The sequence below is a fragment of the Streptomyces sp. NPDC087310 genome (genome assembly GCF_044744405.1).
GTDB lineage: Bacteria > Actinomycetota > Actinomycetes > Streptomycetales > Streptomycetaceae > Streptomyces.
The window spans coordinates 594854-611912 of sequence record NZ_JBIUYF010000002.1; the positions used below are offsets into that span (position 1 = coordinate 594854).

Below are 17059 nucleotides of genomic sequence, written 5' to 3' on the forward strand. Positions count from 1 at the left end.
CCACCCGCCGTGACGGGCCCCGTTCACGCTCCACCCGCTACGCGGCCTCACCGTCCAGCTCGAACCAGACCACCTTGCCCACCGGCCTCGCCCGTATCCCCCAGTCGTCCGCGAGGCTCCTCACCAGCGCCAGCCCCCTGCCGTTCGTGGCGTCGTCGGGAACCGGACGGTGCGGCTCCGGCGGCGCGGGCAGCGCGGCGACGAAGTCCCTTACCTCCACGCGCAGGCGCGAGTCCGCGACGGTCGCCGTGACCACCGCCCCCGTCTCCGTGTGCACCAGCGCGTTCGTCACCAGCTCGCTCATCAGCAGCTCGGCCACCGCGGCGGAGTCCCGCTCCCGCCAGTGGCCCAGCATCTCCCGTAAGGCGTGCCGCACCTCGGGGACGGCCGCCAGATCGGCGCCCCCCACTCTGCGCCGTAGCCCTCTCATCACTCGGTCCCCCCGCTCGTCACTTCTGACCCCCCGTCCGGCCCCCGCCTGAAATGGCTCGTGCGCATGCGTACAAGAGGTGTATTCCCCTTGCCGGAATGGGCCACTCATGGTGTTCGTCACTGTCGGCCTCCCGTCGGCCGTACGCCACGGCCGGGTGGATGCGCACGGCGGCTGCGGGGAAGTCCTGGGGAGAGCGATTCCGAGGAGCGAGGAGCCCCGATGCACGACGACCGCACTCAGGTGGAAGGGCGGCTGGAGCGCGCGCTGCGCCAGTTCATCCGCCCCGCGCAGTACGCGGCGCGGCAGCCGCTGACGCTCGCCGTCTGGCACGCGCCGGGCGAACCGGTACCGGTGGAGCGGGCGCTGCGCGGGGCCTACGAGCCCTTCGCGACGGGTACGGAGTGGGGTTCGCCGTGGTCGACGAGCTGGTTCCGGCTGACGGGGACCGTGCCGGAGGGCTGGGCGGGGCGCCGGGTGGAGGCGGTGATCGACCCCGGGTTCACCGGTGAGGGGCCCGGGTTCCAGGCCGAGGGGCTGGTGTACGACGCGTCGGGGGTGCCGCTCAAGGGCATCCATCCGCGCAACCGGCACATCCCGGTGGCCGCCCCGGCGGAGGGCGGCGAGTCCGTGGACCTGCTGCTGGAGGCGGCGGCCAACCCGGCCGTGCTGCGCTCCTTCGAGCCGACGCTCCTCGGGGACGTGCTGACGGCGGGCGACCGCCCCCTGTACCGGTTCGCCTCGGCCGAACTCGCCGTCCTGGACGAGGAGGTGTGGCATCTCGTCCTGGACATCGAGGTGCTCTCCGAGCTGATGGCCGAGCTGCCCACCGACCGGTCGAGGCGCCACGAGATCCTGCGCGCCCTGGAGTCGGCGCTGGACGCGCTGGACCTGCACGACGTGGCGGGTACGGCGGCCGGGGCTCGCCGGGAGCTGGCGGACGCGCTGTCGCGGCCCGCGTCGGCGAGCGCGCACCGCGTCTCGGCGGCGGGCCACGCCCATATCGACTCGGCGTGGCTGTGGCCGCTGCGCGAGACGGTGCGGAAGGCGTCGCGGACGTTCGCCAATGTCACGGCGCTCGCGGCCGACTATCCGGAGCTGGTCTTCGCCTGTTCGCAGGCGCAGCAGTACGCGTGGGTGCGGGACCACCAGCCGCACATCTGGCAGCGCATCAAACAGGCCGTGAAGGACGGTACGTGGGCGCCGGTGGGCTCGATGTGGGTGGAGTCCGACGCCAACATGCCCGGCGGTGAGGCGCTGGCCCGGCAGATCGTGCACGGCAAGCGCTTCTTCCAGGAGGAGCTGGGGGTGGAGACGGAGGAGATCTGGCTGCCGGACTCCTTCGGATACACGGCGGCGTTCCCGCAGTTGGCGCAGTTGGCGGGGGTGAAGTGGTTCCTCACGCAGAAGCTGTCCTGGAACCAGTCGAACCGGATGCCGCACCACACATTCTGGTGGGAGGGCATCGACGGCACGCGGGTCTTCACCCACTTCCCGCCGGTGGACACGTACAACGCGCAGTTCCATGGTTCCGAACTGGCGCACGCGGAACGGAACTTCACGGAGAAGGGCCGGGCGTCGAGCTCCCTGGTGCCGTTCGGCTGGGGGGACGGCGGGGGCGGCCCCACCCGGGAGATGCTGGAGAAGGCGCGGCGGCTGAAGTCCCTGGAGGGCTCGCCCCGTGTGGAGATCGAGCACCCGGCGGCGTTCTTCGCGGCGGCGCGGGAGGAGTACGGGGAGCGGGCGCCGGTCTGGTCGGGCGAGCTGTACCTGGAACTGCACCGGGCGACGTACACCACCCAGGCCAAGACCAAGCAGGGCAACCGGCGCAGTGAACACCTTCTGCGGGAGGCCGAGTTGTGGGCGACGGCGGCGGCGCTGCACGCGCGCGGGGGGCCGGGGGCGCGGCCGTACGCCTATCCGTACGAGGCGCTGGACCGGATCTGGAAGACGGTGCTGCTGCACCAGTTCCACGACATCCTGCCGGGTTCGTCGATCGCCTGGGTGCACCGGGAGGCGCGTGCCACGTACCGGGCGGTACGGGAGGAGCTGGAGGGGATCGTCGCCGAGGCGGTGGCGGCGCTGGGCGGCGGGCGGCCCGCCGTGCTGAACGCGGCGCCGTTCGCGCGCCGTGAGCCGGTCGAGTTCGACGCGGCCGACGTGCCCGCTTCGGTGCGGGCGCAGCCGCTGGCGGGCGGCCGGGTGCTGGCCGCCGCGTTCACCCGGTCGCTGGCGTCGGGGTCGTTCACCGGCGCCCTGGACCGGTCGGGGGTCTCCGGTGCGGCCAAGGGCGGGTCGATCACGCTCCGGAACCAGTTGGTGGAGGTGGTGGTCGACGCGGACGGGCTCCTCTCCTCCGTACGCGATCTGGTGGCGCGCCGCGAAGTGCTGGCGCCCGGCGGCCGGGGCAATCTGCTCCAGCTCCACCCCGACCACCCCAACCAGTGGGACGCCTGGGACATCGACCGGCACTACCGGCACCGGCACACCGATCTCACCGCCGCCGAGTCCGTCGAGCTGGTGGAGACGGGCCCGCTGCGGGCATCGGTGCGGGTGGTACGGGAGTTCGGGGCGTCCCGGATCACACAGGAGATCCGGCTCACGGCGGGCAGCAATCGGATCGATGTCGTCACCGACATCGACTGGCACGAGTCGGAGAAGGTCCTCAAGGCCGCGTTCCCGCTCGATGTGCACGCCGAACGGTCCACCGCCGAGATCCAGTTCGGCCATGTGCACCGGGCCACGCACGACAACACCGGCTGGGACGCGGCCCGGTTCGAGATCTGCGCCCACCGCTGGCTGCGGGTCGCCGAGCCCGGCTACGGGGTGGCGGTGCTCAACGACTCGACGTACGGGCACGACGTGACGCGGACGCCCCACGCGGAGGGCCTGGGCACGACCGTACGGCTGACGCTGCTGCGCGCCCCGCACAGCCCGGACCCGGAGACGGATCAGGGCACGCACCGCTTCCGCTACGCGCTGCTGCCCGGCGCCACGGTGGAGGAGACCGTGCAGGAGGGGCTGGCGCTCAATCTGCCGCTGCGGGTGGCGGCGGCCCCCGAACTGGCGCCGCTGGTCGACGTCGACAACTCCGCGGTGACCGTGGAGGCGGTCAAGCTCGCCGAGGACCGGAGCGGCGATGTGATCGTACGGCTCTACGAGTCGGCCGGCGGCCGGGCCGACACCACGCTGCGCGTCGGCTTCCCGGTGCGCGGCGCGCGGGTGACCGATCTGCTGGAACGGCCGCTGCACGACGCGGAGCCGGGCGAGGAGGGGGTACGGCTGCGGCTGCGGCCGTTCCAGATCCTGACGCTGCGGCTCACCCCGGCGTGAGCCGCCCGCCCCAGGGACGGGCCGGGTTCAGGGCCGGGGTCAGGGTGGGCGGGTTCAGGGCCGGGGTCAGGGCCGGGGCATGTTCCGCAGGTTGGAGCGGGCCATCTGCACCATCCGGCCCACCCCGCCGTCCAGCACGATCTTGCTCGCGGAGAGGGCGAAGCCCGTCATCATCTCGGCGCTGACCTTCGGCGGGATGGAGAGTGCGTTCGGGTCGGTGACCACGTCCACCAGCGCGGGGCCCCGGTGCTTGAAGGCGTCCTTGAGGGCGCCCGCGAGCTGCCGGGGCTTCTCGACCCGTACCCCGTAGGCACCGGCGGCGCGGGCGATCGCGGCGAAGTCGGGGTTGTGGTTGGTGGTGCCGTACGAGGGCAGCCCGGCCACCAGCATCTCCAACTCCACCATGCCCAGGGCCGAGTTGTTGAAGAGGACGACCTTCACCGGCAGGTCGTACTGGACGAGCGTGAGGAAGTCCCCCATCAGCATGGAGAATCCGCCGTCCCCGGACATCGAGACGACCTGCCGGTTCCGGTCGGTGAACTGCGCGCCGATGGCCTGCGGCAGCGCGTTGGCCATCGAGCCGTGGCTGAACGAGCCGATGACCCGGCGGCGCCCGTTGGGCGTGAGATAGCGGGCCGCCCACACGTTGCACATCCCGGTGTCGACGGTGAACACGGCGTCCTCGTCGGCGAGTTCGTCCAGCACGGAGGCGACGTACTCGGGGTGGATCGGGGTGTGCTTCTCGACCTTGCGGGTGTACGCCTTGATCACGCCCTCCAGGGCGTCGGCGTGCTTCTTCAGCATCTTGTCGAGGAAGCGGCGGTCCGCCTTGGCGCGCACGCGCGGGGTCAGACAGGTCAGCGTCTCGCGGACGTCGCCCCACACGGCGAGGTCCAGCTTGGAGCGGCGACCCAGACGCTCGGGCCTGATGTCGACCTGCACGATCTTGACATCGTCGGGGAGGAAGGCGTTGTACGGGAAGTCCGTGCCGAGGAGGATCAGCAGATCGCACTCGTGGGTGGCCTCGTAGGCGGCGCCGTAGCCGAGCAGCCCGCTCATCCCGACGTCGTACGGGTTGTCGTACTGGATCCACTCCTTGCCGCGCAGCGCATGGCCGACCGGGGACTTGACCCGCTCGGCGAACTCCATCACCTGGGCGTGCGCGCCCGCCGTACCGCTGCCGCAGAAGAGGGTGACCCGGTCCGCCTCGTCGATCATGCGGACGAGCTTCTCGATCTCCGCGTCCCCGGGGCGTACGGAGGGCCGCGAGGTGACGAGGGCGTGCTCCACCGCCTTCTCCGGGGCGGGCGAGGAGGCGATGTCACCGGGCAGGGTGACGACGCTGACCCCGCTCCGGCCGATGGCGTGCTGGATGGCCGTCTGGAGCAGCCGGGGCATCTGCCGGGGGCTGGAGATCATCTCGTTGTAGTGGCTGCACTCGTTGAACAGCCGCTCGGGGTGGGTCTCCTGGAAGTAGCCGAGGCCGATCTCGGCGGAGGGGATGTGGGAGGCGAGGGCGAGGACGGGGGCCATGGATCGGTGCGCGTCGTACAGGCCGTTGATGAGGTGCAGGTTGCCGGGGCCGCAGGAGCCGGCGCAGGCGGCCAGCGCGCCGGTGACCTGGGCCTCGGCACCGGCCGCGAAGGCCGCGGTCTCCTCGTGCCTGACCTGGATCCAGTCGATGGCGGGGGTCCGGCGGATGGCGTCGACGACGGGGTTGAGGCTGTCGCCCACGACTCCGTACAGCCGCTGGACGCCCGCCCTGACGAGGATGTCGACGAACTGTTCCGCCACGTTCTGCTTGGCCATGGATCCGAGCCCTCTCCGGTGACGGGCCGGGCCGCCGGCCCGCCCTGCGGTCTCCATCAACCCACGGCGGGGCCCCTCGCGCCTCCGCAGCTACGCCACCACGGCACACGCCGGGCGGGCGTACGGGCGGGGGTCATGCCTCGCGGGGGTCATGCCTCCCAGACGGCGACCGCCGTACGGTCGTCGGCGTACCCCTTCACCCTGAGCGCGGTGTCCGCGAGGAAGTCGGCCAGCCCCGGTGGTTCCTGCGCCTTCCAGCGGCCGGCCAGTTCCCCGGCGAACGCGGGCTCCCCGCGCAGCGGCTCGGCGAACCCGGCGCTGCACAGCACGAGCGTGTCGCCCGGCCGGGCGGCCGACGCCCGAAACCGGAACGGTTCGGGCGGTGGCGGGAGCGGGCCCTCGATGTACGGGGCGTGGCTCTTGGTGATCGTCAGGTCCATGGTGGTCCGGTCGCCCTCGGGGGTCTCGGCGGGCGGGCCGGTCGCGGCGGCCGCGGGGGCGGCGGCCGGGGGCTCCAAGTCCTGCCAGCCGCCGTCCCTGAGCCGGAAGAGGCCACCGGCGCCGGCGCCGAAGAACACCCGGGTCCGGCAGCCGGGATCGGCGGGGAGCAGCAGACAGCGCAGACCGGCGGTGTACTCCTCCGGCGCCAGGCCCCGTTCGGCGGCGTGGGCCCTGAGCCTGCCGAACCCCCGGTCGGTGAGCCGGTGCAGACCGGATCTGAGCGCGTCCCTGCGGTCGGCCCTGATGTCCTCGGAGAGCCTGCTGTGGCTGCGCCCGACGGCGCCGCCGATCCAGTGGCACAGGTCGCCCGCGGCCCGGTGGGCGTCCTCGGCCGCGCGGGCGCCGCCGGCCACGGCGACGAGGACGAGCGCGCCGGGGCCCGCCCCGAACCGGGCGGTGAGCAGCGCGTCGCGCCGGGGCTCGCCCCGGAACCGCGCGGAGTCGCCCCGTACGGACACGGCCCGCAGGGTGTACGTCCCGTAGGAGGCGCCGTCGAGGACGGTGTCGGCGACGAGTTCGTCCAGCCGGTCGGGGTGGGCGGCGGGCAGTGCGGTGGGTTCGGGCGCGTAGGTGGGCGGCCGGTCTCCGAGATGGGTGACCCGCGCGCGATCCGGGGCGGGGGCGGGTGCGCCCGCCGGCCGCGCGGACCGCGGGTCGGGAACCGGAGCCGCGGGCCGCGGGTCCGGAGCTGCGGGCCGCGCCGATGTCGCTGCCGCCACCGCGGCGGCGGCCGCCGAGGGCGCCGTAGGTCCCGGAGCGGTCGCGCCCCCGTTCACCGCGCCCGCCGCCGAGTCGAAGCGGTCGTCGAGCGTGTCCCCGGACTTCGCGGCGGGGCCCGTGTCCGGCGCCGACGCGTCGTACAGGCGGTTCCACCAGTCGTCGGCGGTCGGTCGCTCCCCCTGCTCGCTCATGTCCCTTATTGTCGACCGCTCCCGGGGAGCGAAAACGGGCATCGCCAAAAATAGGACCGCGACGCCGCTTGGCTGTGCCGGTGGGTTCGAGTCCGCCGGGCGACCCCACCCCCCACGGGAAGGACGCCCGGCGAACGGTCACAGATCCAGCGCGGGCGGATACGCGGGCCGCCCGGCCACGCGTATCGCTCTCCCGGCACACCCCGGCCGAAGCGGCGCGGAGGCATATGACCGGGACTGTTGCTGCTGTGATGGCGCCACCATGACAGAGTGCCGGGGCTTACAGGGGATGATGAGCACGGCGGGTTTACGCCGTGGCCGGTATCCGCCACTGTGGGCCGGGGTACCGACGCGTCCGAGGAGGTCGCGCGGGGTGAGCGGGGAGGGGTGGGCAGGGTGCTGGGAGCCATAGGTCTTGACGAGAGACACGAGGCCGCGTACCGGGCGCTGGTGGCGATCGGGGCCGCGGAGGTCGCTGATCTGGCGCACCGGCTCGCCCTCCCCGAGCCGGACACCGAACGGGCGCTGCGCAGGCTGGAGCGGCAGGGTCTGGCCGCCCAGTCCTCCTCCCGGGCGGGCCGGTGGGTCGCCGCGCCGCCCGCCGTCGCGCTGGGCGCGCTGCTGACCCAGCACCGTCATCAGCTCGAACAGGCGGAGCTGGCGGCGGTGCTGCTCGCCGAGGAGTACCGCGCGGAGGCGGCGGAGCCCGCCGTGCACGATCTGATCGAGGTGGTGACGGGCGCCAGCGCCGTGGCCCATCGTTTCCTCCAGCTCCAGCTCGGCGCCACGGAGGAGGTCTGCGCCCTGGTCACGGGGCAGCCCGTCGCCGTGACGGGGCGGGAGAACGAGGCCGAGGACGGCGCGGCGAGCCGGGGGGTCGCCTATCGGGTGGTGATCGAGCGCGAGGTGCTCGCCCAGCCCACCGGGCTCACCGAACTGGCCGCGGCGCTCGGCCGGCAGGAGCGGGTCCGGGTCACCGAGCGGGTACCGACGAAGCTGGTGGTCGCGGACCGCGCGCTGGCGATGGTGCCGCTGACGGGCCGCGGCGTCGGGCCCGCCGCGCTGGTCGTGCACGCCAGCGGGCTGCTGGAGTCGCTGATGGGGCTCTTCGAGGCGGTGTGGCGCGAGGGGCTGCCGCTGCGGCTGGGCACGGACGGGGCGGTACGGGAGGACGGTCCGCCCGGCCCCGACCCCACCGACCTGGAGATCCTGTCGCTGCTGCTCGCCGGGATGACGGACGCGAGCGTCGCCAAACAGCTCGACCTGGGGCTGCGGACCGTACAGCGCCGGGTGAAGGGGCTGATGGAGCTGAGCGGGGTGACGACCCGGCTCCAGCTCGGGTGGCACGCGTACGAGCGGGGCTGGGTGGCGCGCGGGCCCGGGGCCTGAACACGCCGCGGGCGCGACCTGCGGGAACGGGCGGCGTCCTGCACAGTTGGCGGATGGAAGTGTGGCAGCTCGTGCTGGTCGCCCTGGTCATGCTGCTCGGTGTGTTCGGCGTGCTCGTCCCCGGTGTGCCGGGCCAGGCGATCGTCTGGGCCGCCGTGCTCTGGTGGGCGCTGACCGACACCACCCGCCCCGCCTGGGCCCTGCTGATCGGCGCGACGGCACTCCTGCTGCTCAACCAGGCGCTCAGACCGCTGCTGCCGGCCCGCAGGCCCAGCAGGGCGGGGGTGCCGCGCCGCACCCTGCTGACCGGTGGCGTCGCGGGCATCGTGGGGTTCTTCGTGGTGCCGGTGGTGGGCGGGATCCTGGGGTTCGTCGGAGGCATCTACGGCGCGGAACGGGTACGGCTGGGCAGCCACCGGGACGGCTGGGCGTCGACCCGTACCGTCATGCGGACCGCGGGGGCGTCCCTGCTGGTGGAGCTGTTCGCGTGTCTGCTGGTGGTGGGCGGGTGGCTGGGCGTGGTCCTGACCCGGGGCTGACGGCGGGACGGGGACCGGTGCGGCGGGCCCGGGTCCCGTGTGAAGGTGGGGTCATGACCGAATTCAGCGAGGCCGAACGCGCGTATCTGCGGACCCAGCGGCTGGGCCGGATGGCGACCGTCGATCCCCGGGGGCAGCCGCAGGCCAATCCGGTCGGTTTCTTCCCGCAGGACGACGGGACCATCCTGATCGGTGGTTTCGCCCTCGGTACGACGAAGAAGTGGCGCAACCTCCAGGCCAATCCGCGGGTCGCCCTGGTCGTCGACGACATCGTCAGCACGACGCCGTGGACGGTGCGCGGGGTCGACGTCCGGGGCGAGGCGGAACTGCTGACGGGCCCTCATGACCTCGGCCCGCACTTCAGCGAGGAGCTGATCCGGATCCATCCGCACAAGATCCATAGCTGGGGTCTCGACTGACCGGCGCCGCGCCGACCCGACCGACCGGCACCGCGCCGTCCCGGCAAGCGCAAGCGCGGGCGCGGGCGCGGGCGCGGGCCGCGCGCAGGTGCCCGGCGGCGTAGGAGCGCCACGGCCGCCACGCCTCCTCGTCGCGCTCCCCCTCGGGCGCCACGTCGGGGTCGCCGAGGGCCCGCGTCCGGATCAGCGCGGCCACGGCGGGGGTGAGCCCGGGGACGGCCAGGAGCGCCTGTTCGGCCGCGTCCCGGTCGGCGCCCGCGTCGAGCCGTACGGTGCCGTCGGCGAGCGCGGTCGCGAGCGGGCCGGCCACCGGGTCCTCGCGCAGCGCCTCGGGCCCGGGGAAGAGCCGGGTGAGCCCGCCGCACGGGCGCTCCACCACCTCCCCGTATGTCTCCACGGCCCGCGCGGCGGCGTCCCCGAGGAGCGCGCGCAGCGCGTACTCCGCCGGATCCGCCGCGCCGGGCGAGCGCAGCCCGGGGCGGGCCGCGACGAGCGGGGCGAGATCCGGGTCGGCGCCGAGGCGTTCGTCCACGGCGTACGGGTCGGCGTCGAGGTCGAAGAGGCGGCGCAGCCGCTGTACGGCGGTGGTGAGGTCGCGCAGCTCGGTGAGGTGGATCCGCGCCTCCAGCCAGCCGTTGGCGGACCGCCCCGCGGGGTCGCCGCCCACGGGCCGTGCCTCGTCGACGGCGACGACGCCGGGGCCGTGGGGCAGCCGCAGCGTACGGCGGTAGGTGCGGGCGCCGGGCTGCCCCGTCACCTCCTCGACGGACGGAAGGGCCTCCAGGGCGAGCAGGTCGAAGACGTCGGAGGCGGCGTACGGGCCCCGGTAGGCGAGCCGCAGGGGGATTCCGGCGAGGGCGGGCGCCCCGGCGGTCGCGGCGGCGTGGGCGCCGCGCCGGGCGCCCGTTCCCGTACCGGATTCGGTACGGAGCGCGCTGGGCGTACGGGCGTAGATCTGCCGGATCGTGTCGTTGAACTGGCGCACGCTCGCGAACCCGGCCGCGAACGCGATCTCCGTGACCGGCAGGCCGGTCGTCTGGAGCAGGACCCGGGCCGTGTGCGCGCGCTGGGCGCGGGCGAGGGCGACGGGGCCCGCGCCCAGTTCGGCGGTGAGCTGGCGCTGGATCTGCCGGGTGCTGTAGCCGAGGCGTCCGGCCAGCCCCGGCACGCCCTCCCGGTCCACGATCCCGTCGCCGATCATGCGCATCGCGCGGCCGACGACATCGGCGCGTACGTTCCACTCCGCGGACCCGGGCACGGCGTCCGGCCTGCACCTGCGGCAGGCGCGGAAGCCGTGGCCCTGGGCGGCCGCGGCGGTCGGGTAGAAGCGGACGTTCTTGCGCTTGGGGGTGACGGCGGGGCAGCTCGGCCGGCAGTAGATGCCGGTGGTCTCGACGGCGAAGAAGAACGCGCCGTCGAACCGGGCGTCGCGGCTGGCGACCGCCTCGTACCTGGTCTCTTCGTCCATCACGAGTCCAGTGTGCGCCGGCCGGGGCGGGCGTACTCGCGGTTTTCGGACGTCGCATCCGTCCACCGCGCCCACCGCGCCCGCCCCGGCCTCCGCACGTGCCCCGCGTCACCCGCCCCCGCCGTCGCCCAGCGGACCCGGGATCGCTCAGCGGACCCGGCCGCGCTTGGCCTCCATCGCTGCGCGGCCCTCCGCGCCCTTGCGCTTCCAGTCGCGCCGGATCTCGTGCCGCAGCCGGGCGTCGGTCTTGGCGACGATGCGCTGGTTCTCCCGCAGCAGCTTGCGGTAGCTGTCCAGCCGCCGTACGGACAGCGCGCCGTCCTCGACCGCGGCGAGCACGGCGCATCCGGGCTCCGCCGTATGGGCGCAGTCCTGGAAGCGGCACTCATCCGCCAGGCCCTCGATCTCCGAGAACACCTGTCCGACCCCGGTCACCGCGTCCCACAGCCCGACGCCGCGCAGCCCGGGGGTGTCGATGAGGACGCCGCCCCCGGGCAGGACGAGGAGGTTGCGGGTCGTGGTGGTGTGCCGGCCCTTCCCGTCCACGTCACGCGTGGCCTGGACCTCCATCACATCGGCCCCGAGCAGGGCGTTGGCGAGCGTCGACTTCCCGGCCCCGGACGCGCCGAGCAGCACGCTCGTACCGCCCGACAGCACGGCGGACAGCACCTCGATCCCCTCCCCCGTCTCCGAGCTGACGGCGAGCACCTGCACCCCGGGGGCGGTGGTCTGGACGTCCTCGACGAGATGGGCCCGTACGGCGGGGTCCTCGACGAGGTCGGCCTTGGTGAGCACGATGAGCGGGAGGGCGCCGCTCTCCCACCCGAGGGCGAGGAACCGTTCGACCCGGCCCAGGTCGAGTTCGGCGGCCAGGGAGATCGCGATGATCGCGTGATCGACGTTGGCGGCGAGGACCTGCCCCTCGGACCGCTTGGACGAGGTGGACCGCACGAAGGCGGTACGGCGCGGCAGGTACTCCCGGACGAACCGGGGGTCACCGTCCGGGTCGACGACCGCCCAGTCGCCGGTGCAGACGACCCGCAGCGGATCGTGCGGGGTCACGAAGGCCGTGTCGGCCCGTACGACACCCTCGGCGGTGGCCACGTCGCACTGGCCGCGGTCGACCCGTACGACACGGCCGGGCAGCAGCCCCCGCTCGGTGTACGGGGCGAACGCCGTGGCCCAGCCCGCGTCCCAGCCGTACGGGGTGAGCGGGTGCGTGACGGACGGCACCCCGGAAGAGCCGGAAGAACCGGAGGAGCTGGAAGAGTTCGAGGAGTTGGAGGAGTTGGTGGTGGCGAGCGGGAAAGACAAGGGTGACCCTTCGAAGGGTGGCCCCGGCACGCCCGCACGGGCGTGGAAAGAGAAGGAGAGTCAGCCGGAGACCACAGGGGTGAGAATGATGATCTTCTGAACCTGGGCAGCGCCCAGCGCCGTGACAGTCATCAATGTCCTCACCTCCCGGTCGCTTTCCGTGCGCTCGCGCACTGCGCGCTCAACGGCTGACGCGGTCACTCTAACCGGCCCCCGGGACACGGCGCGAGGTATTTTCCGCGCCGTGTCCCGGGGCCTGTTCAGCGGTACGGAACGCTACTTGGCGGAGGGATCGAGCGTCGCCAGCGCCTGCGCCCAGCGGGCGTACTTCAGGTTGGCCAGATCTGCCACCGTCTTGACGCCGAACGCCTCGTCAAGAAGCTTGCCCTGGCGGTCCGAGACCCCCTTCAGCGCGGAGACCGGCGCGTCGAGCACGGCGGGCAGGTCCTTGTCCGCCCACGCCTTGTCCAACACCTTGTCGAGGTCGATCTGGGCCACTGCTGCCTCCTGGAGTACGGGGAGCCCCACCGCTGCGGCGGGCGGCCGCGGGTACGGCCGCAGGCTGAACGCCCGCGCAAGGTAAAGGGGTTCCCAAGAAACGGGCCGTACGGTCACTTCCGGCCATCGGTCGCACACCCCGGGTGGCGGCGTTTGCCGGTGGCGGGCGGCGGACGCAGGCTGGAAGCATGGCTGCTTCCGTTCCCGCGAAGGACGAGGCGAAGGACGAGCCTGGCGCGCTCCTCGGCGGCTGGGCCGTGGGGACACCCGGCCCGGTCCGCACCGGTCCGCTGGTACGGATCCGCCGCCCGGCGCCGGTGCCGGGCCCGGGTGAGCTGCTGCTGCGCGTCGAGGCGTGCGGTGTGTGCCGTACGGATCTGCATCTCGCCGAGGGCGATCTGGCCCCGCACCGCCCGGCCACCGTGCCGGGGCACGAGATCGTCGGCCGGGTGGTGGCCGCGGGCGACGGGGTCGACCGGTTCCGTACCGGCGACCGGGCCGGTGGGGCGTGGCTGCGCTCGACCTGCGGGGAGTGCCGGTGGTGCCGCTCCGGACGGGAGAACCTCTGCCCCCGGTCCCGCTACACGGGGTGGGACGCGGACGGCGGCTTCGCCGATACCGCGATCGTCCCCGCCGCGTTCGCGTACCGGCTGCCGGAGGACCGTGACGCGGCCTCGCTGGCGCCGCTGCTCTGCGCGGGGATCATCGGCTACCGGTCGCTGCGCCGCAGCGCGCTCCCTCCGGGCGGGCGGCTGGGGATCTACGGTTTCGGCGCCTCCGCGCATCTGGCCGCGCAGGTCGCGCTGGCCGAGGGTGCCACCGTCCATGTGCTGACCCGGTCGCCGCGGGCGCGTGCGCTCGCCCTGGATCTCGGCGCGTCCTCCGCCGGCGATGCCTACGATGCGCCGCCGGAGCCGCTGGACTCGGCGGTGCTCTTCGCCCCGGTGGGCGATCTGGTGCCGGTGGCGCTGGCGGCCCTGGACCGGGCGGGCACGCTCGCCGTCGCCGGGATCCATCTCTCCGACATCCCGGTACTGAACTATCAGCGCCATCTCTTCCAGGAGCGCGACCTGCGCAGCGTCACCTCCAACACCCGGCGGGACGGCCGTGACTTCCTGGCGGTCGCCGACCGGATCGGTATCCGCGTCACGGTCACCCCGTACCCCCTGGACCACGCGGACCGGGCGCTCGCCGATCTCGCGGCCGACCGGGTGACCGGCGCCGCCGTGCTCGTACCGGGCTGACGGCCGACGGTCAGTTCCGGTCGGCGTACCTGTCGCGCTCCTGGAGGTAGTGACCGGTCTCGGCGGACGCGTGGAGCATGGCGAGGGCGCGGGTGTGGAGGCGGTCGCGGCGGGCGGCGATCGCGGACGCGGCCGAGGCGGGTGAGGTGGCCTCGCGCAGTTCGCCCAGGAGCGGCGCGATCTGGGTGAGCGGATACCCGCCGCGTCGTAGCTGGTGAACGATGTGGGCGTCCCGGACGTCGGCCGGGGTGTAGATCCGGTACCCGGTGGCGGGATCCCGGCCCGGGTGCAGCAGACCGGCCCGTTCCCACCGACGCAGGGTGGCCGGGCGGAGCCGGAGCCGGTGGGCCAGGGCCCCGACGGTGGTGGGGCCGTGGGCCGGCCGCTCGTCGGGTACGTGCGCCAGTTCCGTGAGTGCCTGTTCGATGGCGTCCAACGTCTCCCGGTCGGTGAGCAGTTCGGCGTGGCCGCGGTCGATGACGGTGAGCGCCTCGTCGGTTCGGCCGGCGTTGAGCAGGGTCATGACCGACCGGGCCGCGGCGTGGCCGTGGGCGGGGATCAGGGCGAGGAAGGTCCGCAGCGCGGCGGCGTGCTCGCCGGTGTAGCGCCGGTAGCCGGAGGGGGTGCGCTCGGCGGCGGGCAGGATGCCGGCGGCCTCGTAGTTGCGGACCGCCTGGCCGGACAGTCCGTGCGGGCGCGCCAGGTCCACGGGCCTCATGCGTTCTCCTCCGGGTGTCGCTCGGTTTGAAGGTTGTCACCGTTGATTCCGGTGTTCTTCGGGGATTTTTCGGCCCAACCTTCAACCGAAACATCAACGATACCGTCGAAGCCATGACGACAGACGAGTTGATGTACACGGCCGTCGAGCGGTTCCTGGACCAGCGGGCGCGGCGGCCCCGCGTGCTGGCCCTGGGCGAGGCTCTGCACGGCGACGACACCCTCCCGCGCCTGCGCAACAGCCTCCTCCAAGGGCTCGTCGCCCAGGAGCGGTGCCGCTGTGTGACGCTGGAATCGGACTGCCTCGCGGGGCGCCTGGTCGACGACCATGTCCGGGGCGGCGACGGGCATGTCGACCAGGTGATGGCCGACGGTTTCAGCCACGGGTTCGGGGCCCTCCCCGCCAACCGCGCGCTGGTCGAGTGGATCGCCGCGCACAACCGCAGCCGGCCCCCGGCCGATCAGGTGCGGTTCGCCGGGTTCGACGCGCCGATGGAGAACAGCGCGGAGAGCGGGGCGTACAGCCCCCGCGCGGCCCTGCGCCTGCTGCACACCTTCCTCACCGCGAGCGGCGCGACGGTGCCGCACCCGTGGAGCCGGATCGAGGCGCTGCTCGGCGACGACAGCCGCTGGTCCGATCCCCGCGCCACGATGGACCCCTCGCACTCCATCGGGGACACGGCGGAGGCCCGCGAACTGCGCGTGATCACCGATGATCTCGCCTGGCTGCTCAGCTCCGGCGCACCTCATCTCACCGTGGACGGCTCGGCGGAGGCGCTGCGCGACGCCGAACTCGGCGCCCGCGCCGCCGCCGGGCTGCTCGCCTACCACGCGGTCCTGGCCCGGACCGATCCCCAGGAGCGGCTGGCGCGGTGCACGGGGATCCGCGACGCGATGATGGCGGCCAACCTGGGCGCGCTCGCCGCCCGCGAACAGGGCCGGGGCCCGGTCCTGGCCTTCGCCCACAATCTGCATCTGCGACGCAACGCGGCGCGGACCCGGTTCGGCGCCATGGACGTGGTGTGGAGCCCGGCCGGTGCCCATCTCGCCCGTACGTACGGTGCTGACTACGCGGTCGTCGCCACGGCGATCGGCTCCGCACCGCACCTGGGCATCGGCGCACCACCGGCGGACACCCTGGAGGGGCTGCTGGCCGCGACCGCGTCGGCGCCGCGTCTCGTGACCGCGGCCGAGCTGACCGAACTGGCCGCGCGAGAGGGCGAGTTGACCACGCGCGCGAGCGAGTACCCCAGCTACTTCCCGCTCGATCCCGGGGCGCTCGACGACTTCGACGCCGTCCTGTTCCTGCCCCACCTCGACCCGCCGGGGCCGGCGGCCGAAGCGGCGTAGCGACCGCCGGGCCGCGCGCGTTCCCGGGGAGCGGCCCGGCCGTCCGCGCGACGGCAACCTTTCGGCGCCCGGTGGAGACCTGGGGGTGTGGGCGACCGTGCCCACACCCCCTGCCCCCCACCCGGGAAGAGTCGTGATGTCCTTGCACCCGCTCCGTACCGCCGTGATCTCCCTCGCGGCCGGCGCCCTGACCGTCCTCGGTCTCGTCACACCCGCCGGCGCCGCGCCCGTCGTCACCGCCGACCCCACACCGACCACCGTGGCCGCGGCGGCCTGGAACCCGCCCGCCCAGCTCGTCCAGCCGCTGGACGAGGTCTGGCGGCACGTCGAATCCACGTACCCGGACCTGTACGGGTTCCGGAACTACGGCTGGGACCAGGTGATGGCCAACAAGGGCCGGATCTCCTACTGCGTCCGCTGGGAGTCCGACCAGCCGGTCAGCGCGCAGTTGCGCGACGAGATCCACACCGCGCTCAAGCGCCAGTCGAAGAAGTGGACGGACACCGTCGCGGGCTTCGAGGGCTTCCCGTACCAGAACGTCCCGGTCGACATCGTCGGCTGGGCCGTCAAGAACCGCTCGACGCTCCAGTGGACGGACAACTCCGTCGACATCTACACCAACGTCCTGGACGGCGGCGGCGCGCCGCAGTGCGCACCCGACTGCGGGCGCTTCTTCCACCAGAACGGCGACTACTCCAAGTGTCCCGGCGGAGCGGCCCGCCACTACGACCAGTCGCTGTGGCTGACCAAGGGGTTCCAGGGCGGCGCGGGCGGTGACTGGGGGCAGCGGATCGGCAGCGAGTACATGGTCGGCGCGCGGGGCCAGGAGGACATCCACATCCTGGAGCACGAGATCGGACACACCTACGGTCTGGACGACTTCTACGACTGGACCCCGACCGGTGTCGGCGGCTTCATCATGAAGGCGGGCAGCGCCACCCGCATCACGGAGTTCGACCAGTGGATGTACCGGGACTTCTGGCGGCACATGAAGAGCCGTTACGGGCTCTGACGCATCCGGCGGGCGGGCCTCGGCCCCGGGGCGGGCGGGACGGGGGCGAGGTTCGTCCCGTCCGGCCCGTTGACCTCCCTGTAACACGCCCTTACGGTTTCGGCGTTCGGAATCACAGATGGCGT

At 73.5% G+C, this 17059-nt stretch carries 15 protein-coding genes; 8 read left to right on the plus strand and 7 right to left on the minus strand.

Annotated features, from left to right (window positions below; all coding sequences use genetic code 11):
• Positions 1–37: 37 nt before the first annotated feature.
• On the minus strand, positions 38–430 hold the full coding sequence (locus ACIO3P_RS08405) for an ATP-binding protein (RefSeq protein WP_399287900.1): 393 nt from the start codon (positions 428–430) through the stop codon (positions 38–40).
• Between the two features lie 222 nt (positions 431–652).
• Between ACIO3P_RS08405 and ACIO3P_RS08410 the strand changes: the two genes are divergently transcribed.
• The gene (locus ACIO3P_RS08410; RefSeq protein WP_401848461.1) at positions 653–3763 is read left to right on the plus strand and encodes an alpha-mannosidase; all 3111 of its coding nucleotides are present in this window, start codon (positions 653–655) and stop codon (positions 3761–3763) included.
• A gap of 66 nt (positions 3764–3829) precedes the next feature.
• Here the strand turns inward: ACIO3P_RS08410 and ACIO3P_RS08415 are convergent, their stop codons facing one another.
• Together ACIO3P_RS08415 and ACIO3P_RS08420 are read right to left on the minus strand one after the other, a co-directional pair.
• On the minus strand, positions 3830–5572 hold the full coding sequence (locus ACIO3P_RS08415; RefSeq protein WP_329828081.1) for a pyruvate dehydrogenase: 1743 nt from the start codon (positions 5570–5572) through the stop codon (positions 3830–3832).
• Between the two features lie 149 nt (positions 5573–5721).
• Positions 5722–6984: a protein phosphatase 2C domain-containing protein gene (locus ACIO3P_RS08420; protein WP_329828082.1), complete on the minus strand. Its 1263-nt coding sequence runs from the start codon at positions 6982–6984 to the stop codon at positions 5722–5724.
• Between the two features lie 396 nt (positions 6985–7380).
• On the opposite strand from ACIO3P_RS08420, the gene ACIO3P_RS08425 reads away from it, so the two are divergent.
• The 3 genes from ACIO3P_RS08425 to ACIO3P_RS08435 are packed head-to-tail and all read left to right on the plus strand — an operon-like array spanning position 7381 to position 9331.
• Complete coding sequence (locus tag ACIO3P_RS08425; protein WP_329828083.1) at positions 7381–8373, plus strand: helix-turn-helix domain-containing protein; 993 nt, start codon at positions 7381–7383, stop codon at positions 8371–8373.
• Positions 8374–8426: 53 nt separating this feature from the next.
• Positions 8427–8912 (plus strand): DUF456 domain-containing protein, encoded by a 486-nt coding sequence (locus tag ACIO3P_RS08430; protein WP_401848458.1) that lies wholly within the window; start codon positions 8427–8429, stop codon positions 8910–8912.
• Positions 8913–8965: 53 nt separating this feature from the next.
• Positions 8966–9331, plus strand: coding sequence for a PPOX class F420-dependent oxidoreductase (locus tag ACIO3P_RS08435; RefSeq protein WP_399287916.1), 366 nt, complete (start codon positions 8966–8968; stop codon positions 9329–9331).
• Here the strand turns inward: ACIO3P_RS08435 and ACIO3P_RS08440 are convergent.
• Entirely contained in the window at positions 9273–10799 is a 1527-nt protein-coding gene (locus tag ACIO3P_RS08440) for a bifunctional transcriptional activator/DNA repair enzyme AdaA (RefSeq protein ID WP_401848835.1), read from the minus strand. The two genes, ACIO3P_RS08435 and ACIO3P_RS08440, sit on opposite strands and share 59 nt — an antisense overlap.
• A 147-nt stretch (positions 10800–10946) precedes the next feature.
• Positions 10947–12032, minus strand: a complete 1086-nt coding sequence (rsgA, locus tag ACIO3P_RS08445; protein ID WP_401848456.1) for a ribosome small subunit-dependent GTPase A — start codon at positions 12030–12032, stop codon at positions 10947–10949.
• Between rsgA and ACIO3P_RS08450 the strand changes: the two genes are divergently transcribed.
• Entirely contained in the window at positions 12019–12213 is a 195-nt protein-coding gene (locus ACIO3P_RS08450) for a hypothetical protein (RefSeq protein ID WP_329828088.1), read from the plus strand. The two genes, rsgA and ACIO3P_RS08450, sit on opposite strands and share 14 nt — an antisense overlap.
• Before the next feature lie 176 nt (positions 12214–12389).
• Here the strand turns inward: ACIO3P_RS08450 and ACIO3P_RS08455 are convergent, their stop codons facing one another.
• On the minus strand, positions 12390–12611 hold the full coding sequence (locus ACIO3P_RS08455; protein ID WP_329828089.1) for a hypothetical protein: 222 nt from the start codon (positions 12609–12611) through the stop codon (positions 12390–12392).
• A 188-nt stretch (positions 12612–12799) separates the two neighbouring features.
• Here ACIO3P_RS08455 and ACIO3P_RS08460 point away from each other — a divergent pair, with 188 nt between their 5' ends.
• A complete protein-coding gene (locus ACIO3P_RS08460; RefSeq protein WP_401848455.1) occupies positions 12800–13855 on the plus strand; it encodes a zinc-dependent alcohol dehydrogenase family protein in 1056 nt (351 codons plus the stop codon).
• 10 nt (positions 13856–13865) lie between these two features.
• Here the strand turns inward: ACIO3P_RS08460 and ACIO3P_RS08465 are convergent, their stop codons facing one another.
• Entirely contained in the window at positions 13866–14573 is a 708-nt protein-coding gene (locus tag ACIO3P_RS08465; protein ID WP_329828091.1) for a MerR family transcriptional regulator, read from the minus strand.
• A gap of 113 nt (positions 14574–14686) precedes the next feature.
• Here ACIO3P_RS08465 and ACIO3P_RS08470 point away from each other — a divergent pair, with 113 nt between their 5' ends.
• Together ACIO3P_RS08470 and ACIO3P_RS08475 are read left to right on the plus strand one after the other, a co-directional pair.
• A complete protein-coding gene (locus ACIO3P_RS08470; RefSeq protein ID WP_401848454.1) occupies positions 14687–15922 on the plus strand; it encodes an erythromycin esterase family protein in 1236 nt (411 codons plus the stop codon).
• A gap of 136 nt (positions 15923–16058) precedes the next feature.
• A complete protein-coding gene (locus ACIO3P_RS08475) occupies positions 16059–16934 on the plus strand; it encodes a hypothetical protein (protein WP_401848452.1) in 876 nt (291 codons plus the stop codon).
• The last annotated feature ends 125 nt before the right edge of the window (positions 16935–17059 follow it).